Annotated in this window: 20 protein-coding genes; 6 read left to right on the top strand and 14 right to left on the bottom strand. The window is 60.2% G+C overall.

Translation table 11 applies throughout. The annotated features are described in order from the left end of the window. Nucleotides 1-18: 18 nt before the first annotated feature. The 11 genes from ACXR0M_RS10070 to ACXR0M_RS10020 form a co-directional block, all read right to left on the bottom strand. Entirely contained in the window at nucleotides 19-891 is an 873-nt protein-coding gene (locus ACXR0M_RS10070; protein WP_458831762.1) for a transporter substrate-binding domain-containing protein, read from the bottom strand. Next, nucleotides 888-1,670, bottom strand: a complete 783-nt coding sequence (locus ACXR0M_RS10065; RefSeq protein ID WP_458831761.1) for an amino acid ABC transporter ATP-binding protein — start codon at nucleotides 1,668-1,670, stop codon at nucleotides 888-890. The genes ACXR0M_RS10070 and ACXR0M_RS10065 overlap by 4 nt, the downstream gene beginning before the upstream one ends. Continuing rightward, entirely contained in the window at nucleotides 1,667-2,326 is a 660-nt protein-coding gene (locus tag ACXR0M_RS10060; RefSeq protein WP_458831760.1) for an amino acid ABC transporter permease, read from the bottom strand. Before ACXR0M_RS10060 ends, ACXR0M_RS10065 begins: the two co-directional genes overlap by 4 nt. Beyond that, nucleotides 2,307-2,972 (bottom strand): amino acid ABC transporter permease, encoded by a 666-nt coding sequence (locus ACXR0M_RS10055; RefSeq protein WP_458831759.1) that lies wholly within the window; start codon nucleotides 2,970-2,972, stop codon nucleotides 2,307-2,309. The genes ACXR0M_RS10060 and ACXR0M_RS10055 overlap by 20 nt, the downstream gene beginning before the upstream one ends. Nucleotides 2,973-3,565: 593 nt before the next feature. Further along, nucleotides 3,566-4,363 (bottom strand): MetQ/NlpA family ABC transporter substrate-binding protein, encoded by a 798-nt coding sequence (locus ACXR0M_RS10050; RefSeq protein WP_041071133.1) that lies wholly within the window; start codon nucleotides 4,361-4,363, stop codon nucleotides 3,566-3,568. A gap of 254 nt (nucleotides 4,364-4,617) precedes the next feature. Further along, the gene (locus ACXR0M_RS10045; RefSeq protein ID WP_458831758.1) at nucleotides 4,618-5,538 is read right to left on the bottom strand and encodes a sigma 54-interacting transcriptional regulator; all 921 of its coding nucleotides are present in this window, start codon (nucleotides 5,536-5,538) and stop codon (nucleotides 4,618-4,620) included. Nucleotides 5,539-5,595: 57 nt separating this feature from the next. Further along, complete coding sequence (locus ACXR0M_RS10040) at nucleotides 5,596-6,177, bottom strand: alpha/beta hydrolase (protein WP_458831757.1); 582 nt, start codon at nucleotides 6,175-6,177, stop codon at nucleotides 5,596-5,598. Between the two features lie 279 nt (nucleotides 6,178-6,456). After that, nucleotides 6,457-6,858: an ExbD/TolR family protein gene (locus ACXR0M_RS10035; RefSeq protein WP_003220570.1), complete on the bottom strand. Its 402-nt coding sequence runs from the start codon at nucleotides 6,856-6,858 to the stop codon at nucleotides 6,457-6,459. Nucleotide 6,859: 1 nt separating this feature from the next. After that, nucleotides 6,860-7,585, bottom strand: a complete 726-nt coding sequence (locus ACXR0M_RS10030) for a MotA/TolQ/ExbB proton channel family protein (protein ID WP_458831756.1) — start codon at nucleotides 7,583-7,585, stop codon at nucleotides 6,860-6,862. Nucleotides 7,586-7,630: 45 nt separating this feature from the next. Further along, complete coding sequence (locus tag ACXR0M_RS10025; protein ID WP_458831755.1) at nucleotides 7,631-8,431, bottom strand: energy transducer TonB; 801 nt, start codon at nucleotides 8,429-8,431, stop codon at nucleotides 7,631-7,633. Nucleotides 8,432-8,735: 304 nt separating this feature from the next. After that, nucleotides 8,736-8,891, bottom strand: a complete 156-nt coding sequence (locus tag ACXR0M_RS10020) for a hypothetical protein (protein WP_458831754.1) — start codon at nucleotides 8,889-8,891, stop codon at nucleotides 8,736-8,738. A 191-nt stretch (nucleotides 8,892-9,082) separates the two neighbouring features. Here ACXR0M_RS10020 and ACXR0M_RS10015 point away from each other — a divergent pair, with 191 nt between their 5' ends. Further along, complete coding sequence (locus tag ACXR0M_RS10015; protein ID WP_458831753.1) at nucleotides 9,083-9,454, top strand: hypothetical protein; 372 nt, start codon at nucleotides 9,083-9,085, stop codon at nucleotides 9,452-9,454. 17 nt (nucleotides 9,455-9,471) lie between these two features. Here the strand turns inward: ACXR0M_RS10015 and ACXR0M_RS10010 are convergent, their stop codons facing one another. After that, the gene (locus tag ACXR0M_RS10010) at nucleotides 9,472-11,832 is read right to left on the bottom strand and encodes a TonB-dependent receptor (protein ID WP_458831752.1); all 2,361 of its coding nucleotides are present in this window, start codon (nucleotides 11,830-11,832) and stop codon (nucleotides 9,472-9,474) included. 165 nt (nucleotides 11,833-11,997) lie between these two features. Here ACXR0M_RS10010 and ACXR0M_RS10005 point away from each other — a divergent pair, with 165 nt between their 5' ends. Beyond that, complete coding sequence (locus ACXR0M_RS10005) at nucleotides 11,998-12,942, top strand: LysR family transcriptional regulator (protein WP_458831751.1); 945 nt, start codon at nucleotides 11,998-12,000, stop codon at nucleotides 12,940-12,942. A gap of 214 nt (nucleotides 12,943-13,156) precedes the next feature. Continuing rightward, complete coding sequence (locus ACXR0M_RS10000; RefSeq protein WP_458831750.1) at nucleotides 13,157-14,773, top strand: alkaline phosphatase family protein; 1,617 nt, start codon at nucleotides 13,157-13,159, stop codon at nucleotides 14,771-14,773. A gap of 105 nt (nucleotides 14,774-14,878) precedes the next feature. Here ACXR0M_RS10000 and ACXR0M_RS09995 read toward each other — a convergent pair whose 3' ends face one another. Continuing rightward, nucleotides 14,879-15,799 carry a TauD/TfdA dioxygenase family protein gene (locus tag ACXR0M_RS09995; RefSeq protein ID WP_458831749.1) on the bottom strand — a complete coding sequence of 307 codons (921 nt, stop codon included), beginning with the start codon at nucleotides 15,797-15,799 and terminating at the stop codon, nucleotides 14,879-14,881. A 181-nt stretch (nucleotides 15,800-15,980) separates the two neighbouring features. Between ACXR0M_RS09995 and ACXR0M_RS09990 the strand changes: the two genes are divergently transcribed. Next, nucleotides 15,981-16,901: a LysR family transcriptional regulator gene (locus ACXR0M_RS09990; protein WP_458831748.1), complete on the top strand. Its 921-nt coding sequence runs from the start codon at nucleotides 15,981-15,983 to the stop codon at nucleotides 16,899-16,901. 122 nt (nucleotides 16,902-17,023) lie between these two features. Here the strand turns inward: ACXR0M_RS09990 and ACXR0M_RS09985 are convergent, their stop codons facing one another. Next, the gene (locus ACXR0M_RS09985) at nucleotides 17,024-18,037 is read right to left on the bottom strand and encodes an ABC transporter substrate-binding protein (RefSeq protein WP_458831747.1); all 1,014 of its coding nucleotides are present in this window, start codon (nucleotides 18,035-18,037) and stop codon (nucleotides 17,024-17,026) included. A 390-nt stretch (nucleotides 18,038-18,427) separates the two neighbouring features. Between ACXR0M_RS09985 and ACXR0M_RS09980 the strand changes: the two genes are divergently transcribed. Together ACXR0M_RS09980 and ACXR0M_RS09975 are read left to right on the top strand one after the other, a co-directional pair. Next, complete coding sequence (locus tag ACXR0M_RS09980) at nucleotides 18,428-20,026, top strand: ABC transporter permease (protein WP_458831746.1); 1,599 nt, start codon at nucleotides 18,428-18,430, stop codon at nucleotides 20,024-20,026. Further along, nucleotides 20,023-20,838 (top strand): ABC transporter ATP-binding protein, encoded by an 816-nt coding sequence (locus tag ACXR0M_RS09975; protein ID WP_458831745.1) that lies wholly within the window; start codon nucleotides 20,023-20,025, stop codon nucleotides 20,836-20,838. Before ACXR0M_RS09980 ends, ACXR0M_RS09975 begins: the two co-directional genes overlap by 4 nt. The last annotated feature ends 6 nt before the right edge of the window (nucleotides 20,839-20,844 follow it).

The following is a 20,844-nucleotide window of genomic DNA, read 5'->3' as shown; positions in this document are numbered from 1 at the left end:
TCTTTTGCCCTTAGTCAATCACCCCTGCCACTTGCCGCCTTCAACAATCACGCTCTCAGGCCGGGTGTCATCGCTCAGTTCCTTGCGCACATATTGGTCGTACAGCTTGCGCAGGTACTTCTCTTCGCCCAACTTCGCCAGCTCGCTATTCACCCAGTCGCGCAGTTCGACGTTGCCCTTCTTCACGGCCGGCGCAATCGGTGCCTCGGCGCCGAGTTTTTCGTCCAGCACGCGGTAGCCCGGGTTCTGCTTGGCCCAGCTGAACAGCACCAGATTGTCCTGCGCGTAGGCATCGCCACGGCCGTTGGCCAAGGCTTGCAGCGACTCGGAGTTTTTCTCGAATTTCAGCAATTTCCAGTCCGGGTGATTTTTGGTCAGCCAGATATCGGCCGTGGTCCCGGTGGTGACGATGGTGGTGCGGGTCGCCAGGTCATCGAGGTTTTTCACCGAGCTGCCTTGCGGCACCAGCGCCTGCACCGCGACCTTGAGGTTCGGGTTGGTGAACTCCACCGCTTCCTTGCGCTCCGGGGTCACGGTCATGTTGGCCAGGATCAGGTCGACCTTGTCGCTTTGCAGAAACGGAATGCGACTTGCCGGCTCCACGGCAACGAACTCGACCTTGTTTTCATCGCCGAGCAGATCCTTGGCGAAGCGTCGCCCGATGTCGGTGTCGAAGCCGACGTAGCGCCCGGCCTCGTCGACGAAGCCGAACGGCGGCTTGTCGGTGAACACACCGACGATCAGTTTGTCGCGAGCCTTGATCTTGTCCAAGTAACCCGCCGGCGCGGTACTTTCACTGGCGACTTTCGGCTTCGGCGGTTCTTCGGTTTTGCCGCAACCGGCAAGCAGTGCAAGGCTGAGTAAGGGCAGTAAAAAAGCGGCAGTTTTCATAACAGCTCCAGTTCCTTTGTCGGATTCGTTTTTGGCAGTGTTGCAACGAAGGAGAACTTCTCCAGAAACTGCTGCGCGCGTGCGGTTTGCGGGTTCGTAAAGAAAATCTCGGGCGGGTGCTGTTCAAGGATGCGCCCGGCATCCATGAACACGATGCGATCGGCCACCGCGCGGGCGAAGGCCATTTCATGGGTGACGATCAGCAGGGTCATGCCCTCGCGCGCCAGACCCTGAATCACTTGCAGCACTTCCTTGACCATCTCCGGGTCGAGGGCGGCGGTGACTTCGTCGAAGAGCATGACCCGCGGGTTCATGCACAACGAGCGGACGATGGCGATGCGTTGCTGCTGACCACCGGAGAGCTGGCGCGGGAATGCATCGCGCTTGTCCGCCAGGCCGACGCGCTCGAGCAGGGCTTCGGCCTGCTGCTGCGCTTCGCGGCGCTGGCGCTTCTGCACCTTGAGCGGACCGAGCAGCAGATTGTCGAGCACGCTCATGTGCGGGAACAGGTGATAACTCTGGAACACCATGCCGATCTGCTGGCGGATCTCGCGCCAGTCGGTGGCCTTGTCCAGCAGCTCGCGGCCGACAAACTTCAAGCTGCCGCTGTGCGCGCTTTCCAGGCCGTTGAGGCAGCGCAGCAGGGTGCTTTTGCCGCAGCCGCTGGGGCCGAGAATGACGAGCACTTCGCCGCTGCGCACTTGCAGATCAATACCCTTGAGTACCTGCTGCTCGCCGTAGAATTTGTTGAAACCGTGAAACTCGATCAATGCGCTCATGCTTGCGTCCAGCGCCGCTCCAGCACGCGCGAGGCGGCCGACAGCGGGTAGCAAATAAAAAAGAAAAACAGGAACAGTGCGCCGTAGATCAGCACCGATTCGTAGGTGCGCTCGATGATCTGCTGTCCAACCTTGATCACATCGACCACGCCGATCAGCACCGCCAGCGAACTGGTCTTGATGATCCGCGTGTAGACGTTGATGGTCGGCGGCGTCATGCGCTTCAGCGCTTGCGGCAGCAGCACGTAGCCGTAGAGCTGCGCAGCGTTCAGGCCGATCGACAGCCCCGCTTCACGCTGCCCGCGCGGCAACGAGTGCAACGCACCGCGCGCCACCTCGCCGACCTCGCTGGCACCCCACAGCGACAGCACCAGCACCGCGCACCAGAAGCTCGGCAGGCTCAGGCCGAAGAAAATCGGCAGGCCGAAAAACAGCAGGTACAACCAGACCAGCACCGGGATCGCCCGGAACAGCTCCAGATAGACCCGCAGTATCGCGCTCAGCCACGTCACGTTCAGCGTGCGCAGCACACCGTGGAGCACGCCACCGACGGTGCTGATGGCGATGCTCAGGAACGAGATCGACAGGGTTTGCCCGGCGCCCTTTGCCAGTTGCGGCAACGACACCCAGAGCAGTTCAAGACCCGAACTGGCCATGCTGCAACCTCCTTTCCAGACGGCTGAGCAACAGCGACAGCGGCAGGAACAACAGCACGCAGATCAGGGTCAACACGGCGAGCATTTCGTAGGTTTTGTAGTAGAGCGCGATGTAGCTCTTGGTGGTGTAGAGGATTTCCGGCACCGCCACCGCCGAGACCACGGTGGTTTCTTTGAGCAGGAAAATGAAATTGGCGAACAGCGACGGCAGGCTGAGGATCCCCGCTTGCGGCAGGATCACGTAACGCAGCAACTGACCATGGGACAGGCCGATGGAACGCCCCGATTCCAGTTGCGCCTGCGGCACCGCATCGACACCGGCACGCAGCACTTCGGTGAGGTAGGCACCGCCGAGAAACGTCATGGTGATGATCGCTGCGGTGAAACCGGACACCTGGATGCCGACGGCTGGCAAGGCGAAGTAGACGAAGAACAGTTGAATCAGCAGCGGCGTGTTGCGCGCCAGTTCCACATACAGGCCGACCGCGCGCCGCAGGTAAGGCGTGCGAAACACCAGGATCGTCGCGTTGAGCAGCGCCACCAGCAGCGAGGTGCCGATGGCAATCAAACCGACCTGCAGCGTCACGCCCACGGCTTTGAGAAACGCCGGCAGGGTGCTGAGGATAAATGCGTAATCGAAAGTCATGTGACGTCCTGGACGCCGCTCGGTAAGCGACGGTGGTGCAGTCCACGAACAGCGGGTGGCTGTTCGGCAGGAACTGACTTTATAGGTATAAAAATCATAATTTAAATACCGTTAAAGCATATTGATATCACCCAAAAAACTATCCTGCAGGTTTGCGGGGAAGGAATAAGAAGGCTATTTTCCTTTGCGCTGTAGGAAAGGTCTTTTTTGTGCGAAGGCCCTCCAAGGACGAACAGCTTTTGGCCAGACTCTCCCGGCCGAACCATTACAAGGAAGACAACATGGACGTAAAAGTGCCGCAGCGACTGGATCCGCAGGACATCGTGAAATTGCTCGTGGCGTTGCGCCGGGCGTTGAAGACTCAGGTGGCCTGAGTGACACACATCAAGATCAAAAGATCGCAGCCTGCGGCAGCTCCTACAGAAGAAGATCGCACTCCCCTGTAGGAGCTGCCGCAGGCTGCGATCTTTTGCTTCTGGCTGTAGATCTTGTGCAAGGGATGTCGATCCCACAAAACGCGCACACAAAAACGCCGATGACCATCACTGGCCATCGGCGTTTTCATACCTTGAAGGGTGGGTTCAAACGTCGGATCAGAACGCCGGCAGTACCGCGCCGTTGTACTTCTTCTCGATGAACGCTTTGACTTCCGGGCTGGTCAGGGCAGCGGCCAGTTTCTTGATGGCATCGCTGTTCTTGTTGTCCTCACGGGCAACCAGGAAGTTCACGTAAGGCGAGTCGGCACCTTCGATCACCAGCGCATCCTTGGTCGGGTTCAGCTTGGCTTCCAAGGCGTAGTTGGTGTTGATCATGTCCAGATCGACTTCTTTCAGCACGCGTGGCAGCAGGGCCGATTCCAGTTCCTTGAACTTGAAGTTGTGCGGGTTCTTGGCGATGTCTTTCGGCGTTGCCAGGGCGTTTTTCGGATCTTTCAGTTCGATCAGGCCGGCCTTCTGCAGCAGGATCAGCGCACGACCGCTGTTGCTGCCTTCGTTGGGGATGGCGATGGTCGCGCCGTCCGGCAGATCAGCCAGTTTCTTGTACTTGCTCGAGTAGCCCCCGAACGGTTCAACGTGCACGCCTTGCACAGTCACCAGGTACTTGGCCTTGTCGTCCTTGTATTTGCCGGCGTTGAAGCTGTCCAGGTAAGGCTTGGTCTGGAAGTAGTTGGCATCCAGACGCTTCTCGCCAACCTGTACGTTCGGCTGCACGTAGTCGGTGAAGACCTTGATTTCCAGGTCCACGCCTTCTTTGGCCAGGGTCGGTTTGATCAGCTCGAGAATCTCGGCGTGCGGCACCGGGGTCGCCGCGACCACCAGTTTCTCACCGGCTTGGGCCAGCGAAGCAGTCAGAGCAGCCGCCAATGCGGTAAACAACAGAACCTTTTTCATGCAGTGTCCTTATCGAGAATCACGATCGCCGATGGCGACGGCTATTAGTACGAGTGCCAGTGAAGTGCTATCTCTGGCGTGAAGCGGACAATACCGGGATTTTTTATTCCCCGACAATAACGTTTATTCACTTTGATATTCCATTTTGTTCATACACGCAGACTAGACGTGTAGGCGCTGCCGCAGGCTGCGATCTTTTGATTTTCAATAGCTTGAAATCGCTGAAGAGCAAAGATCGCAGCCTGCGGCAGCTCCTACAGGAGGCCGGTGTTTTTCAGTAGCTGCTTGAGTGCTTGCTGGTCGGCGGCGCTGCCGTTGGCGAGGAGCTGTTTGATCTGGCTTTCGATCCGCACCAGCGTGGGAGGCAGATTCAGGTGTTCCGGGAGGATTTCATCGCCAGTGCTGACCAGCAGCGCAAAGTGGATGACGTTTTCCAGTTCGCGGGTGTTGCCCGGCCAACTGTGTTGTTCGAGCACATGCTGCGCGGCTTCACTGATCAATGGCACCGGCAGGTCGAGACGCTGGCTGTAGATGCCGAGGAAATATTCGGCCAGCGACAGGATGTCGCCGATCCGCTCGCGCAGCGCCGGCAATTCCAGCTGGCCTTCGCTGAGGTAGTGATACAGCCGTTCGTGAAATTTTCCCGCGTCCACCGCTTGCGCCAGATCGATGCTGGTCGCCGCCACCAGGCGTACGTCCACCGGGCTCGGCTGATGGGCGCCGACGCGGGTGACTTCGTGGTTTTCCAGGGCGGCGAGCAACTTGATCTGGATCGGCAGCGGCAAGTCGCCAATCTCGTCCAGGTACAAGGTGCCGCCATTGGCCGAACCGAACCAGCCGGCGCGACTGCTGGCCGAGCCGCTGTAACTGCCGGCGGCATAGCCGAACAGTTCGGCATCGGCGTAGGTCGGGCTGATCGCGCCGCAATTGACCGAGACGAACAGACCGCTGCGGTCACTGGCCCGGTGGATGTGGCGGGCGAGCAACTCTTTACCGGTACCGGTCTCGCCACGGATCAACACCGAGATTGCCCGTGGCGCCAGTTGCTCCAGCTCTTCGCGCAATTGCCGCGAACGGGGATCGACGAACACCAGTGCCTTGGCACGGATGCTCAGGGGACTTTTTTCCGCATCGGGAAAGGTCAGCAACGGCTGACCGAAGGTTTCAAAACTCATGGCAGACTCCCGCCCACAACCGCCGGGAGACGGAGGCGATCAAAAAGAAATTGGCACTCACGCGCGACGCCGGGCGTGATCTTCCAGGCGGTTCTGCAGGCGGTAGAGGTAGGCGAAACCCTGCTCCCAGCGCTGATGCCCGGATTTGACGTTGATGTGCCCGGCACCCGCGAGAATCCCTGCCTCGGCGCCCCAGTTGCGCGCCAACTCCAGCGCACGCGGGGCGCTGACAGCAGCGTCGTTATCGGAGGCGACCACTTGGCTGGGGAACGGCAACAGATCCGTCGGGATCGGGGCGAAATTGCGCAACGCCGGCGCACACGCAGGACGCTCGACATCTGCCGGCGCAACCAGCAACGCCCCGCGTACCTGACGCAGATACTGCAGCGGCGCGGTCGCGGCCCAGTGCGCAACGGTGACACAACCGAGGCTGTGAGCGATCAGGATCACCGGTGTGCTGTCGGCAGCAATCGCCTCGGCCAGCGCGGCAACCCAGTCTTCACGGCGCGGCGTCAGCCAGTCGGCCTGCTCCACCCGGGCGCTGTTGGGCAGGCTGTTTTGCCAATGGGTTTGCCAATGATCTTCTGGCGATCCTTGCCAGCCCGGCACAATCAGATAGCGGATTGATTCGTTGCGCATGGGGGAGCTCTCCTGCGTCGTGTCTGTTCCTGATCGAGTATAAGGAGGGGATTTATATTCGTTAAGGAATAAGAAGCTATTTATTAAGACCCGAAACGAATATAAGTCGCTTTGTGTAGGAGCTGCCGAAGGCTGCGATCTTTTGATCTTGCTTTTCACGATCCCAGATCAAAATCAAAAGATCGCAGCCTTCGGCAGCTCCTACACAGGGCCGTTTTGCGGGATAAAAAAAGGGCCGCACCCTGCCAAGGAGACGGCCCCGTAAAAACGAAAATCCTGTCAGCGCGCGGTGATCACCGACAACTTGGTAATCCCCGCCCGCTCGATCGAAGCCATGGCCCGCGCCACTTCGCCGTAGTTCACCCCGTCGTCGGCCTGCAGTTGCACGCGCACTTCCGGGTCCTTGGCCTTGGCCGACTTGAGGTTGAATTCCAGCAGGTCGGGCTGTATTTCATCCTTGTTGATAAACAGTTTGCCGGCGCCGTCGATGCTCACCACCAGCGGGTCTTTCTGCTCGACCGGCGCCACCGCTTCGGTCTTCGGCAGGTTGATCGGTATGGCGTTGGTCAGCAGCGGCGCGGTGACGATAAACACCACCAGCAGCACCAGCATCACATCCACCAGCGGCGTCACGTTGATCTCGCTCAGCACCTCGTCGCTGTCTTGCGTGGAGAAGGCCATATCAGGACGCCTCCTTCACTTTTGCTGCGTGGCCCGGCGCCACTGCCTTGTTGGCCGTCGGGTGGATCAGCACGCGGAACGCGCTCTTCTGCGCCAGGCTGTAGAAGTCGTGGGCGAAGTCATCCAGGTCCGCAGCGGTCAGTTTCAGGCGCCGCAAAAAGTAGTTGTAAACCAGCACCGCCGGCACCGCGACAGCGATCCCCACACCGGTGGCGACCAGTGCCGCACCGATCGGGCCGGCCACGGTTTCCAGGCTCGCCGAGCCAGCGGCGCTGATGCCCTTCAACGCTTCCATGATTCCCCACACCGTGCCGAACAGGCCAATGAACGGCGAGGTGCTGCCAATACTCGCGACCACCGCCAGACCGGTTTCCAGCGAACGGCGTTCACGCACGATCTGCTGCCGCAAGGCCCGCTCCAGACGATCCTGATGGTTGATCGCCTGGCTCAGGTCATTGGCCTGCGGCCCCTCTCCCACCTGGATCGCCGCGTAACCGGCCTGCGCCACTCGCGCTGCCGCGCCGGGCTGGGTTTCGCTCAACTCGGCGGCGGCATCCAGACTCGACGCCGCCCAGAAGCGTTTATGAAACCGGCGATCCTGCGCTTTCAGACGAGCGAACTGCACAGCCTTGAGCAGCGCCAGCCCCCAAGTGGCAACGGAAAAAACCACCAGCAGCCAGATCACCGCGCTTTCGATGGATTCCAGTGGAGATGCCAGTAACGTCATGATGTGTTCCCTCGTGTAAACATTTCGCGCGAATTTGGTTGCGGTTTAGTGAATTTTGAAATCGATGGGCACGCTGACCCAGCCGTCCTGGGCGACATCACCCTGCTTGGCCGGAACGAAACTCCAGCGCTTCACGGCATTCAGCGCCGCGTCATCGAGCTGTTGCCGGCCACTGCTTTTCTGGATCTGGATCTCGCCCGGCTTGCCATTGGCCAACACCTGCACCCTCAACATCACCGTGCCCTCCCAACCGCGACGCTGGGCCAGCGACGGGTATTCCGGCGCCGGGTTCTTCAGATACGCAGCGTTGGCTGAGGCCGGTGTCACGGGCGCCGGGGCCGGTGGCGCTGGCGCGGCGACCGGAGCGGCCGGTTGTGGTGGTGCGGGCGGCTGTTGGACAGCTTTCGGCGCCGGCTTGGGCACCTGCTTGATCACCGGCTTGGGTTTCGGAACTGGTTTTGGCGGCGGCGGTTTTACCGCCAGCTCGTCTTCCACTGGCGGTGGCGGCTCAACGACTGGCGCCGGCGGCGGCGGTTCGACCACGGGGGGCGCAGGTGGCGCCGGCCGCGAAAACTCGATGGTCATCGGCGGAATTTCCGGCGGCACGATCGGCAGCGCCGGGGTCGGGTGCTGATTGATCCAGTAGATCACCGCGCCGTGCACCACCAGCGCCAGCACACCGAGCAGGATCGTCTCGCGCCGGCTCAGAATGCCTTTGGGTGCACGCTGCAAACGCAGTTGCCCCAACGGCACACGATGCGGCCGGCCCAGATCGACCAATTCGCCCCCCGGCGTTTCGCGCCACAGCAATGGCTGTGTGCTGGCGGCGGTCTGGACATTGCCCATTGATTCACTCCCTGCGGTCTTTTTGCGTTCTCTACAACAAACTGCCGATCTGCCGTTTGTTGAATCCCCCGCGGCAAATCGTTGGGTGAATCATTGGGCTTGTTGCTTATCTCTGAAAGTAATTTTTTTTGTTATGCCTAGGCCGTTATGGAATATAAGAATTGATCAATTCCGCCAAAGCCGCGCCTCACAAGGGATGTAGCGAGGGGCTGAAAAACACATGCTTTTCAGGCATTAAAAGTATTCACGCAACGCATTGGTTTCGCCTGATCGGGATTACCGGGCCACTGCCACGAAGCCGATATCAGCCCGCGTTATCGTCAACAATAAAAAAAGCCGATGCACTTTCATGCACCGGCTTGTTTACCTGCTCGACTGATATTTTTTGCGGTTTGACGCTCACATATTGTCCGTGCAAGTTAATGACGGGCTTGCAATAAGTCCTATTCAATTCGCTCATCGCTGATTCCCGACTGGTCGAGCATTACTTCGCTGAGCACCAAGCGATGACTGATTCATCTAAACAGGTACCTGGCAACTGTAAGTTCTTACAGGTGACTGACGGGAGATGCGCGAGCTTAATCGAAGCGTTTGAAACCAACACTGAACAACCAATGACCCAGACGCCTGACTTTTCAAAAGGATCCTGAAATGAACGCCAACCCATTGTCTGTCTCAATAGCCCTCCTTTTCGCTGTTTATCTGCCGATCACTCATGCCGACGCAGAAAACAGCCAAAACGATATTTCTACCGGTCAGATTTTCATCGCACCCGCTCAAGCGCAAGGCCCTGTGGCTGAAACGAGCACCTCGTTGAAGGTGCTCAATAATTCCAGCGATCCCATTTACGCCATACAACAAGGCTCCAAATACACAGTCGCGTCGAAGGAAAGCAAAGATCTGGACTACGCGAACGGGATCGTAACCTTGTCCACGACCCAAAAAGAATCCGGCATTAAATTCGTCAACTTCGAAGGCCGTGGCAAAAGATGTCCAGCGAGTTTCTGCCTGATTGTGCAATGACGCTTTAGCGGCCCTCATCAGAAATCGTAGCGACCAGTAACGCCGAGGGTGCGCGGCGTGCCGAGCAGACCTTCATAGCCGCCATTGCCGCCGGTCCACAGCGTTGTGTAGTAGGTTTTGTCGAAGGCATTTTTCAGCCACAGCGAGACATCCCACTGTCCCTGATTGAAATCGCCGCGCAGGCCGGTGGAGAGATTGACTACCACGTAACTCGGGATCTGCCCGTAGTCGGAATCTTCGACGGTGCCCACGGCTTTGGAGCGAAATGCGTAGCTGCCGGTGACGTAAGGTTGCAGCCCGTTGGCCAGATTCCATTCGTATTTGCCGTTGGCGTTGCCGATCCATTTCGAAGCACCGACCACCTGGTGCCCGCTGAGGTCGCAAGAGGCTGGCGCGCCCGGTGCCTGGCTGACTTCCGGCGGGCACGGCGCGTCCTTATACGAGAGGTAGCTGACGTCGTTGAACGAGCCGTTGAAGTTCAAAGTCAGGCCGCGTAGGGGGATCACCGTGCTCTCGAACTCGACACCACGGGAGCGCACGGAGCCGGCGTTGGTCAGGTATTGCACGCGGTTGACGTCGTCGTAGGCATTGGTCTGGTAGGCGTTGACCTGGGTCCAGAACAGGTTGGCGTTGAGCTGCAGCCGCCGGTCCCACAGGGTGCTTTTGAAACCGAGCTCGGCATTGTTGGCGCGCTCGGTGCCGATCAGCAACGAGTCGGCGCCAGCGGTCGGAGCGGAACCGACCACGAGGTTGACCCCGCCGGATTTTTCACCATGAGACAGCGTGGCGTAACCGAGCAGATCATCGGTGATGCGATAGCTGAGGTTGAGCAATCCGGAAGGGCTGGAGCTGTACTGGTTGAGATCGCCAGAGTCGTAAGCGCCGGTACGTCCGCGTCGTGCAGTGGCCGCCGCGCCGGTGACAGTGGCACCACCGACCGGTGCATCACGAGTGACCCAGGCGTTTTTCTCTTCATAAGTGCCGCGCACCCCGGCGGTGAAATCCAGCCGCTCGGTGAGGTGCCAGGTACCTTGAGCGAACAGCGCGAAACTGTCGGTCTTGATATGGCCGTTGCCGACGCTACCGACATTGGCCAGGGCGCCGCGCGGCGTGCCATTCCAGATGTCGGCCTGCGGGCCGTAATAGGCGAAGGATTTGTTATCCAGATCCGAGCCGAAGTAGTACGCGCCCACCACGTAATCGAAGAACTCGCCCTTGGGTGAAGCGAGGCGAAATTCCTGTGAATACTGTTTGTCTTCCACCGAGACGCCGGCGTTATAAGTTGCTGCCACGTTGAGGCCATCGTCGTTGGCCGGGGTGAAATTCCAGAAGCGGTAAGAGCTGATCGAGGTCAGGGTGAAGTCGCTTGGCAACGTCCAGTTGGCCTCGACCGACGTGCCGCCCTGATGCACGGTGACGTGCTGGTCGTTGTCCAGATTGACCTTGCGGTGCGAACCGTTGACCAGCGTCGCGCCGGCGGCATTGGCGCGTGACTGGTAAAGATTGACGCCGTTGATGGTCGGCCCGGTGTTGTACAGCACACGGGTACCGGCGCTGGAATCTTCTTCGTTGTAGTCGCCGATCCAGCGCAGATTGAAATCTTCGTTGGGCTTGAACAGCAATTGCGCACGGAAGCCGTCGCGGGATCCGCCATTCAGGTCATGGCCGTTGTATTCGTTCTTGATGTCGCCGTCGCTGCGCGTGCGATAGGCCGAAAAGCGCCCGGCCAGTTGATCGTTGAGCGGCCCGGAAATGGTGCCCTTGGTCTGGAAATAGCCGTCCTCGCCGACCGAGGTTTCGATGCTGCGTTCCGGGGTAAAAGTAGGTGCACGGGTGCTGATGTTGATCACCCCGGCGGTGGTGTTCTTGCCGAACAGCGTGCCCTGCGGCCCGCGCAGGACTTCGAGTTGCTCGATGTCCATCAGGTCGAACACCGCCATCCCCGGACGGCCCAGGTAAACGTTGTCGATGTACAGACCGACACTGCCTTCCAGGCCATCGCTGGCCGGGTTGTTGCCCAGGCCGCGAATCGACACGCTGGACTGGCGCGCGTGCATGTAGGCGACGTTGACGCTGGGTACCAGTTGCTGCAAGTCCTGAATCCGGTAAACCCGTTGCGTCTCCAAAGTCTGCCCGCTGACCACGCTCATGGGCGTCGGCACGTCTTGCGAACTTTCTTCGCGGCGGCGGGTGGTGACGGTCACGGTTTCCAGTTGCGAACTGTTGGCCGCCGGCTTGCCGGCCGGTGCTGGCGGCGGGTTTTCTGTCTCGGCGGCGTAGCCGTGTGTCCAACCGGCGCTCCCCGCGAGCAACAGCGCCAGAGGCAGGCGTTTGAGCCGTCGTGGCGTTAAGGGTGACGCAAGGTTCAACGGACTCATGGCGCGGCTCCTGGTCAAAAAACACACAGACATCATCAGTGCTGCATATTCTTTTAAGTTATTTATTTATGGATTTACAAATATTTACTGCATAAGAGATTGCCTTTATAAGGAGTCGACCTAATGCATATCCAATGCATTTCCCGGATATTTTTTATGTGAAAAATGCATATCGACTTGCGCCAGTTACGTCACTTCATCGCCCTCGCCGAACAACGCAGCTTCGTCGCCGGCGCGCAGGCGGTGAACCTGTCGCAGTCGGCGTTCAGCCGCAGCATTCAGGCGCTGGAACACAGCGTCGGCTGCCAGTTGGTCGATCGCGGGCGCAAGGATTTGCCGCCGACCAAACAGGGCCAGGTGCTGCTCGAACATGCGCGGCGGCTGGTCAGCGGCGCGCAGCAGATGGTCAACGAGATCAGCCAGTTCAATGGTCTGGAGGCCGGGGAGTTGCGTTTCGGTTGCGGCCCGGCGCCGGCAGCGGGATTGATCCCGCGTGCGATCGGCGCGTTCATCGGCCGCTACCCCAAAGCGCGGGTGCAGTTTCAGGTCGATGACTGGCAAAGCCTGAGCAAACGCCTGCTCAGCGAGGAGTTCGAATTCTTCGTCGCCGACACTCGGCACTTCGAGGCCGACCCGGATTACCTCACCTATCGCTTGCGCCCACGTAAATGGCATTTCTGCTGCCGTGCCGGACATCCGCTGAGCGTTTTTGAACGGGTGAGCGCCGAGCAACTGATGAGTTATCCACTGGCGGTGAGCATCCGCCCGCCGAACCTGCGCAAGGTCATCGTCGACCTCAGCGGCCGCCCGGACTTCACCCCGAATGTGGAATGCGAAAACAGCGCCAGCCTGCTCGGTGTGGTACTGCGGTCGGAGGCGATTGGGATTGTGGGGGCGTACTCGGACGCGCTGCATCAGGCCAAGGGTGAGCTGGTGTGTTTGAAAGTCGAGGGTCTGGCGGATGATCTGGAAGAGCTGTACACCCGTTACGGGATTGTCAGCCGCGCGGGCTATCGGTTATCGCCGTTGGCGCAGGCCATGATTGAGCAGATCAAGGCGATTGATGCGGGGGATGAGGAGGTGTGTTCGCTCGATGGGATCGCTGTCTGATCCGCCGCCATCGCTGGCAAGCCAGCTCCCACAAGGTTCAGGGTGTTCACATCATTTGTGCCTGGCGCAAATCCTGTGGGAGCTGGCTTGCCAGCGAAGGCGGTGCCGCCCACACCGATGCATCCACTGCATAAAACCCATTCCCCAAATGCACTTGCCGAACACCCCCGCCGAAAGCGAAAACCGCCACCTGTCTCTCTGACCGGTGAACTCCATGTCGAACCCGCAAAACCCCGTGCGCAACGTGCTGTACATCATGTGCGATCAACTGCGCCGCGATTACCTGTCCTGCTACGGCCACCCGCATCTGCACACGCCGAACATCGATCGCCTGGCCGCCGCCGGAGTACGTTTCAGCCGTGCCTATACCCAGGGCACGATCTGCGGGCCGTCGCGCATGTCGGCGTATACCGGGCGGTATGTCAGCAGCCACCAGGTGGCATGGAACGCGGTGCCGTTGCCGCTGGAAGAGCTGACGATTGGCGACTACCTGCGCCCGCACGGCATCCGCACGGCGCTGGTCGGCAAGACCCACGCCACGGCCAATGTCGATGCCCTGCAGCGCCTGGCAATCAACCCGGACAGCGCAGAGGCCAAGGTGCTCAACGAGGTCGGTTTCGAGCCGTACTTTCGCCACGACGGAGTTTTTCCTGACGATCCGCTGTTCGACGACAAGCGCGAATCCGCGCCCTACACCCATTACCTGCGCGAGCAGGGTTTCGCTGGCCGCAACCCCTGGCACGACTGGGCCAACGCCGCCGCAGGCGAGCACGGCGAAATCCTCAGCGGCTGGCAGATGCGTCATGCGCATTTGCCAGCACGAATTCCCGAGCAATTTTCAGAGACTGTCTACACTACAAATCGAGCCATCGACTTCATCACCGAGCAAGGCGAGAAATCGTGGTGTTTACACCTTTCCTACATCAAACCGCATTGGCCCTACATCGTACCGGCTCCGTACCACGCGCTGTACAGTACGAAATCGATTCTAGAAGCGGTCCGAGCGACGCCCTCCGAAGCCAGCAATCACCCCGTATACACGGCGTTTCGTCAACACGAGGAAAGCCTCAACTTCTCCCGCGATTCAGTACGATTGAATGTAATCCCCACCTACATGGGCCTGATCAAGCAAGTGGATGATCAGCTCGGACGGCTGTTCGACTTTTTGCAGAGCAACGGGCGCTGGGAGGACACCTTGATCGTGTTCACCAGCGATCACGGCGACTTTCTTGGCGATCACTGGCTGGGCGAGAAAGAGTTTTTGCTTGAACAAGCAGTGGGCGTGCCGCTGATAGTGCGCGACCCGCGCGCGGCGGCGGACATCACGCGGGGCACCGTGGATGAGCGCTTGGCAGAAACCATCGACGCGTTGCCGACGTTTCTGCAGGCACTGGGTTTGCCGGGGGCTGAACATCGACTGGAAGGACGCTCGCTGATCCCGCTGCTGCATGGTGAACATCCGGAATGGCGCCGCTATGCGATCAGCGAATACGACTACGCCTTCCAGGCCCCGGCGCGCGAGCGTCTGGGCCAGCCGATCGACAGTTGCCGCATGACCATGGTGCGCAGCGAACGCTGGAAATACCTGGCGTACGACGGCTTCCGGCCGCAGTTGTTTGACTTGCAGAATGACCCACAGGAACTGCGTGATCTGGGTGATGACCCGACATATGCGGCGGTGCGCGAGGAGCATGCGGGGTATTTGTTTGAGTGGGTGCGGGGGTTGAAGCGGCGGACGACGATCAGTCATCAGGAGATTGATCTGCGCGGGCAGCGGTTTCGCTATGGCGAGCCGGAAACCGCGAAGGTTGTTCAAATCGGCGTTTGGTAATCCCTGTAGGAGCTGCGGCACGCTGCGATCTTTTGATCCTGATCTTCAAATCAAAAGATCGCAGCCTCGCTTCACTCGACAGCTCCTACAGGTACCGGGTCCCGATCAGACGCCGACGATATCCGCGCCCTTGATGGTCTGACTACGCTGCCCATTCACCCCCACCGGCACCTCGCCCTTGAGCGTCACCCGCCGCACCACCCGATCCTGAGTCCCGTAATCGTCAATCGCATAATGCTGGGTCGAGCGGTTATCCCAGATCGCCACGTCACCGGCCTTCCAGCGCCAGCGCACGGTGTTTTCCTGGCGGATCACATGGCTCTGCAACAGCCCGAACAGATGCGCCGAATCGGCCTGCGAGTAACCCTTGATGCGCTTGACGAAATGTCCCAGCAGCAAGCTTTTCTCACCGCTGATCGGGTGCACGCGCACCACCGGGTGCTCGGTCTCGTAGACGGTGGAGGTGAAGACCTTGCGATAGCGCTCAAGCTTCTCCGCCGAGACGTCCGGCTTGGCCCCGGCGTAGTCGTATTCGTTGCTGTGCACGGCGACCAATTTGTCGGCCAGGTCACGCAGCTCAGTCGGCAAGCCGTTGTACGCCGTTGCGGTGTTGGCCCACAGGGTGTCGCCACCGAAGGCCGGGGCCACCACCGAGCGCAGGATCGAGGCTTTCGGGTAGGCATCAACGAAGGTCACATCGGTGTGCCAGGAATTGGCGCGCTGACCTTCGGCACCGTCCAGTTCCAGCAGATACCGCGTGCCTTCTCGCGACGGCACGGTCGGATGCGCCACCGGTTCGCCGAGCAAATGAGCGAAGGCTTCCTGGCGCTGATCGTCGAGTTGGGTCTGCTCGCGGAAGAACACGACCTTGTACTGGATCAGCGCCTGCTGGATGGCTTCGACCGTGGCGGCGTCCAGCTCACCGGACAGATGCACGCCACGAATCTCGGCGCCGATACGACCGGCCACCGGATGGATTTCCAGCGCATGGACAGCGGGTTTTACAGCGAGTGCGGCATTGCTCATGGGTAGACCCTCATCGACTGCTTGCGGTTGGGCGGCAGCGAAACATCGCTCTATCTATATTCCTTTTACATCTAATAGATATTCACATGCTTCGTTGACGGAATAAGAGCTTGCATTTAAAACCTCAAGCAACCCTCGTCGCAAATGCCTTCGCGCTATTTTTAGGATGCCGGAAAAGCATATGGATCTTCGCCAGTTGCGTTACTTCATCGCCCTCAACGAACACCGCAGTTTTGTCCGCGCGGCGGACGCGATGGGCATCACCCAACCGGCGTTCAGCCGCAGCATTCAGGGGCTGGAGCAGGAGTTCGGCTGCGTGCTGGTGGATCGCGGCAACAAGGATCTGCGCCCGACGCCGGAAGGCCAGGTGGTGCTGCAACACGCACTGACCCTGGTGCAGGGCGCGGCGCTGCTCAGCGCCGAGGTGACGCAGATGACCAAGCTCGATGCCGGTGAGCTGCACTTCGGTTGCGGCCCGGCGCCGGCGGTGAAACTGGTGCCGGATGCGGTCGCACAATTCATCAACGCGCACCCGAAAGTACGCACCTGTTTTCAGGTGGATAACTGGGAAAAACTCAGCCGCGCGCTGAGTCGCGAAGAGATCGAATTCTTCATCGCCGATATTCGCCATTTCGAGGCCGATCCGAACTTCCAGACCCAGGCCCTGACGCCCAAGCGTGGAGTGTTTTTCTGTCGTCCGGGGCACCCGTTGCTGGCCAAGGAAAGCCTGTCGACCAACGACATGTTCGACTACCCGCTGGCGACCACGCTGATCCCTCCGGGGATCCGCAAATTGCTGGCGAACCTCAGTGGCCGCATCGATTTTTCCCCGACCATCGAGACTGAGCATTTCCCGGCGCTGGTGAAGGTGGTACTGCAATCCAATGCCATAGGCATCGGCACGGAAGAGGCATTCTACGAAGACGTTGCCCAAGGCTCCCTGGCGCTGCTGCACTGGCGCAACCTGCCGCAAAATCTGGAGAGCATGAATGCGCGCTGCGGTATTGTCAGTCGGACCGGATTCAGGTTGTCACCGGCGGCGCGGGCGATGATCGAGACGTTGGTGGCGGTGGATAAGCGGGAGATCAGCGTCGCTGTTTAGGCCCTTTCGCGAGCAAGCCCGCTCCCACAGGTAATCGTCAGTGAACACAGATTTTGTATTCAACAGCGATCCCCTGTGGGAGCGGGCTTGCTCGCGAAGAGGCCCGTCCAGACATTAAAGATTCAGAGCTTGGCCGCCGCCAGTTCAGGCGCCACCCAATCACTGACCTTGAACGGCTTGCGAATCAGCTTCTGCTGCGCCGCCAGATCCACCGAGTCCTGCAACTTGCCGAGGAACACCGGGTCCAGCGTCGACTGGAACACTTCGCTCAATTTCTGATCGTGCAGATCCTGGGTCAGGATCACCGCTGGATAACTCGCCAGCCCCGACACCAGTTGCACGTAAGCGGCCTTGTTGCTGTCCTGGGTCAACCACTCCACCGCCTGCTGCTGCGCCTTGAGCAACTTCGCCACGACTTCGGGATGCGCGTCGACAAACTTGCCCGTGCCGACCAATACCGATTGCACGCTGCCTGCACCACCAAGGTCCTTGGTGTTGAGCGGCAATTCGGCCAAGCCTTTTGCCTGCAACGCGGTCAGCCCGGAGCTGCCCCATGAGGCATCGATCTGCTTGGCTGCCAACGCTGCAACCGCGGCATTGAAATCCAGATTGATGACTTTCAGGTCCTTCTCGCTCAGGCCCTGACTGGCCAGCGCCGCGTCAAACGACAACTGCGTCGCGGTACCGCGGAAGATCGCCACGCGCTTGCCCTTGAGATCCTGCAAGGTCTTGATCCCCGACCCCGGCACCACGCCCAGATACTGCTTCACCCCGCGCGCACTGGCGCTGAGCAAGCGCGTGTCGAGGCCATTGGACTTGCCGATGATCGCCGCCAGATCGCCCAGATACGCCAGATCGACCTGACCGTTGGCAAACGCCTCATTGATCACCGGCCCGGCGCCTTTGAAGAAACTCCACTGGATCTTGATGCCTTGATCGGCAAAGGCCTTTTCGAAAATTTGCCGATCACGCAGCACATCCACCACCCCGCCACCGCTGTGCTGGGTGCCGGCGCTCAGGTCGGGCACGGCGATCCGGATTTCCTTGAGCTCGTCGGCGTGCGCAGTAAAGGCCAGCAGCCCCGCCAGCGCCGGCATGGCCAACAGGCTGAAAACACGTTTGAAGGGGAGGTTCATGGGTGCAGCTCCTTGATCACGACGGGCATTGAGGAGCCGAAAGTAGGCCGAAATACGACCCTCACTTAAATACTATAAACGCACATTTTTATAGCCTTTAACGCTAAGCAAGTAATCACGCGGCTTGCGGCGGTGTATGCATCAGCAGCATGGAAAATATTCTTCGAATGCATTGGATGCGCGTCGAGTCGGAGGCCTTAAATGGCGCTGCTTATCTCTAAATGTATCTTTTTATCTAGCATTTATAACTATTTGTTTTTAGCTAATACCGCTAAAGATCGCAGCCTTCGGCAGCTCCTACAGGGTGAACTCAGGGACGCGCTCTTCTGTAGGAGCTGCCGAAGGCTGCGATCTTTTGATCTTGATCCAACCCGACAACGGAGGTCACCCATGGCCCGTGATTCCCTGCTCAGCCTGCCGCTGCCCGCGCCGCCACTCAAACCCCGGCGGGCGTGGCCAGGCCTGAATCAACGCCTGTTGCCCTGGCTATTGCCGATCAGTCTGTTCGCCCTGTGGTGGCTGGCCGCACGCAATCAATGGATGAGCGAGCAGATCCTGCCGGCGCCGTCGCTGGTGTGGAGCAGCGCCATCGAGTTGTCCCAAGGCGAGTTGTGGAGTCACCTGTGGATCAGCCTGCAACGCCTGCTCTGGGGTTTGCTGGCAGGAATCTCCGCTGGCGCCGTATTGGGTGCCGCACTGGGTTTCAGCCGGCGTCTTGAACGGCTGGTATTTCCGACATTCGCCGCTCTGGCTCAGGTGCCGACGCTGGCGTGGATTCCGCTGTTCATGGTGTTTTTCGGCATCGGCGAAGTGCTGAAGCTGGTGGTGCTGATCAAGGCCATCGTGGTCCCGGTGACCCTGCATACGCTGGTCGGCGTGCGCGACGCACAACCGAAACTGCGCGAAGCCGCCGCCGTGTTGCGCTTGCCTCCCTACTTGCTGATCCGCCGCCTGGTGCTGCCCGCCGCGCTGCCGGCGTTCATGGCCGGCGTGCGTCTGGCGCTGGCTGCCGGCTGGACCTCGTTGCTGGCCGTCGAGTTGCTGGCCTCCAGCGAAGGCATCGGTTACCTGATGGTCTGGGCGCGGCAGCTGTTCATGCTCGACATCGTGTTCGTGTGCATTGTGGTCATCGGCCTGCTCGGTGTGGCGATGGATCGCAGCATCGGCTGGCTCGACCGCAAACTGGTGCACTGGCCGCACCCGGCTACTGCGGAAATCCGTCGTGGCCCACGTTATGAGGGCTGGCAACGTCTGCAACCGTGGCTGCTGCCGCTGGGCCTGCTCGGTGTGTGGCAAGTGGCGAGCGATCAACAGTGGGTCGACGCGAATATTCTGGTCAGCCCGCTGGCGGTGCTGGAAGCGACCAGAAACGGTTTGCTCGACGGCTCGCTGATCGGCGGCATGGCCCTGAGCCTCGGCCGCACCGTCGGCGGTTTGTTGCTCGGTGGCGGACTCGGTTTCGCCCTCGGCCTGCTGCTCGGCCTGTCGCGCACCAGCGAGCGCCTGCTCGGGCCGACCCTCGCCGCGCTGCGGCAGATCGCGATTTTCGCCTGGGTGCCGCTGCTCACCGCGTGGTTCGGCCTCGGTGAACTGGCGAAGTCGGTGTTCGTCGCCCTCGCCGCGTTTTTCCCGCTGTTCATCGCCACCCAACGCAGCGTCGCCCACCTCTCGCCACAGCTCAACGAAGCCGCGCAAGTGCTGCGCCTGAGCCTGGCCCAGCGCCTGCGCCGTCTGGTGCTGCCGGGGGCGGCGCCGGGAATTTTTGCCGGGCTGCGCCTGAGCCTGATCTACGCCTGGCTCGGCACCATCGGCGCGGAATATTTCATGCCGTCCAACGGCGGCATCGGCAGCCAGATGATCGGCGCGCAACAGCTGCTGCGCATGGACCTGATCATGGCCGGGATGCTGCTGGTCGGCCTCACCGGTGCCCTGCTCAACCTTATCGGCCAACGCCTGGAAATTCGCGCCACTCGCTGGAGACACGCATGAACGCACCGATTGTCAGCTTCACCCACGTAGGCAAATCCTTCGACGTCGACGGTTTTGAACTGGAGGCGATTCGCGAATTCAATCTGGACATTGCCGAGGGCGAATTCGTCGCCATCGTCGGCTCCAGCGGTTGCGGCAAATCCACCCTGCTGCGCTTGCTGGTCGGCCTCGACACGCAATTTCGCGGGCAGATCACGGTGGACGGCAAAGCCGTCAGCGGCATCGGCGGCGAGCGCGGTATCGTGTTTCAGGAGCACCGTCTGTTTCCGTGGCTGAGCGTGGCCGACAATATCGGCTTGGGCTTGGTCAACGAGCCACTCAGCGCTGCGCAAAAGCAGCAGCGCATCAACGACTTCATCGAGCTGGTCGGCCTGCGCGACTTCACCCGCGCCTATCCACATCAGCTCTCCGGCGGCATGGCGCAGCGCGTGGCGATTGCTCGCGGGCTGGTCGCCAGCCCGCGGATTCTGCTGCTCGACGAGCCCTTCGGCGCGCTTGATGCACTGACCCGCCAGCAGATGCAGGACGAGCTGCTGGCGATTCGTGACCGGGCAAAAATCACCACGATTCTGGTCACCCATGACGTCGAGGAAGCGATCTTTCTCGCCGATCGCGTGGTGGTGATGGAGCCGCGTCCGGGCCGGATCAAACAGGTAGTCGACATTGCCCTGGCACATCCGCGCCAGCGCAGCAGTTTCGACTTCCATCAGTTGCGCGAAGAGCTGCTGCACGAACTGACCAGTGACGACCATTACCAACCGAGCCTGCCGGCGCAGATCCGCGATCTGCCGCTATCGTTCATTGCTTGCTGAGAGGAG

The sequence above is a fragment of the Pseudomonas sp. Eth.TT006 genome (genome assembly GCF_054456575.1).
The sequence above is the reverse complement of the archived record's forward strand: the minus strand, read 5'-3'. Positions and strand labels throughout refer to the sequence as shown.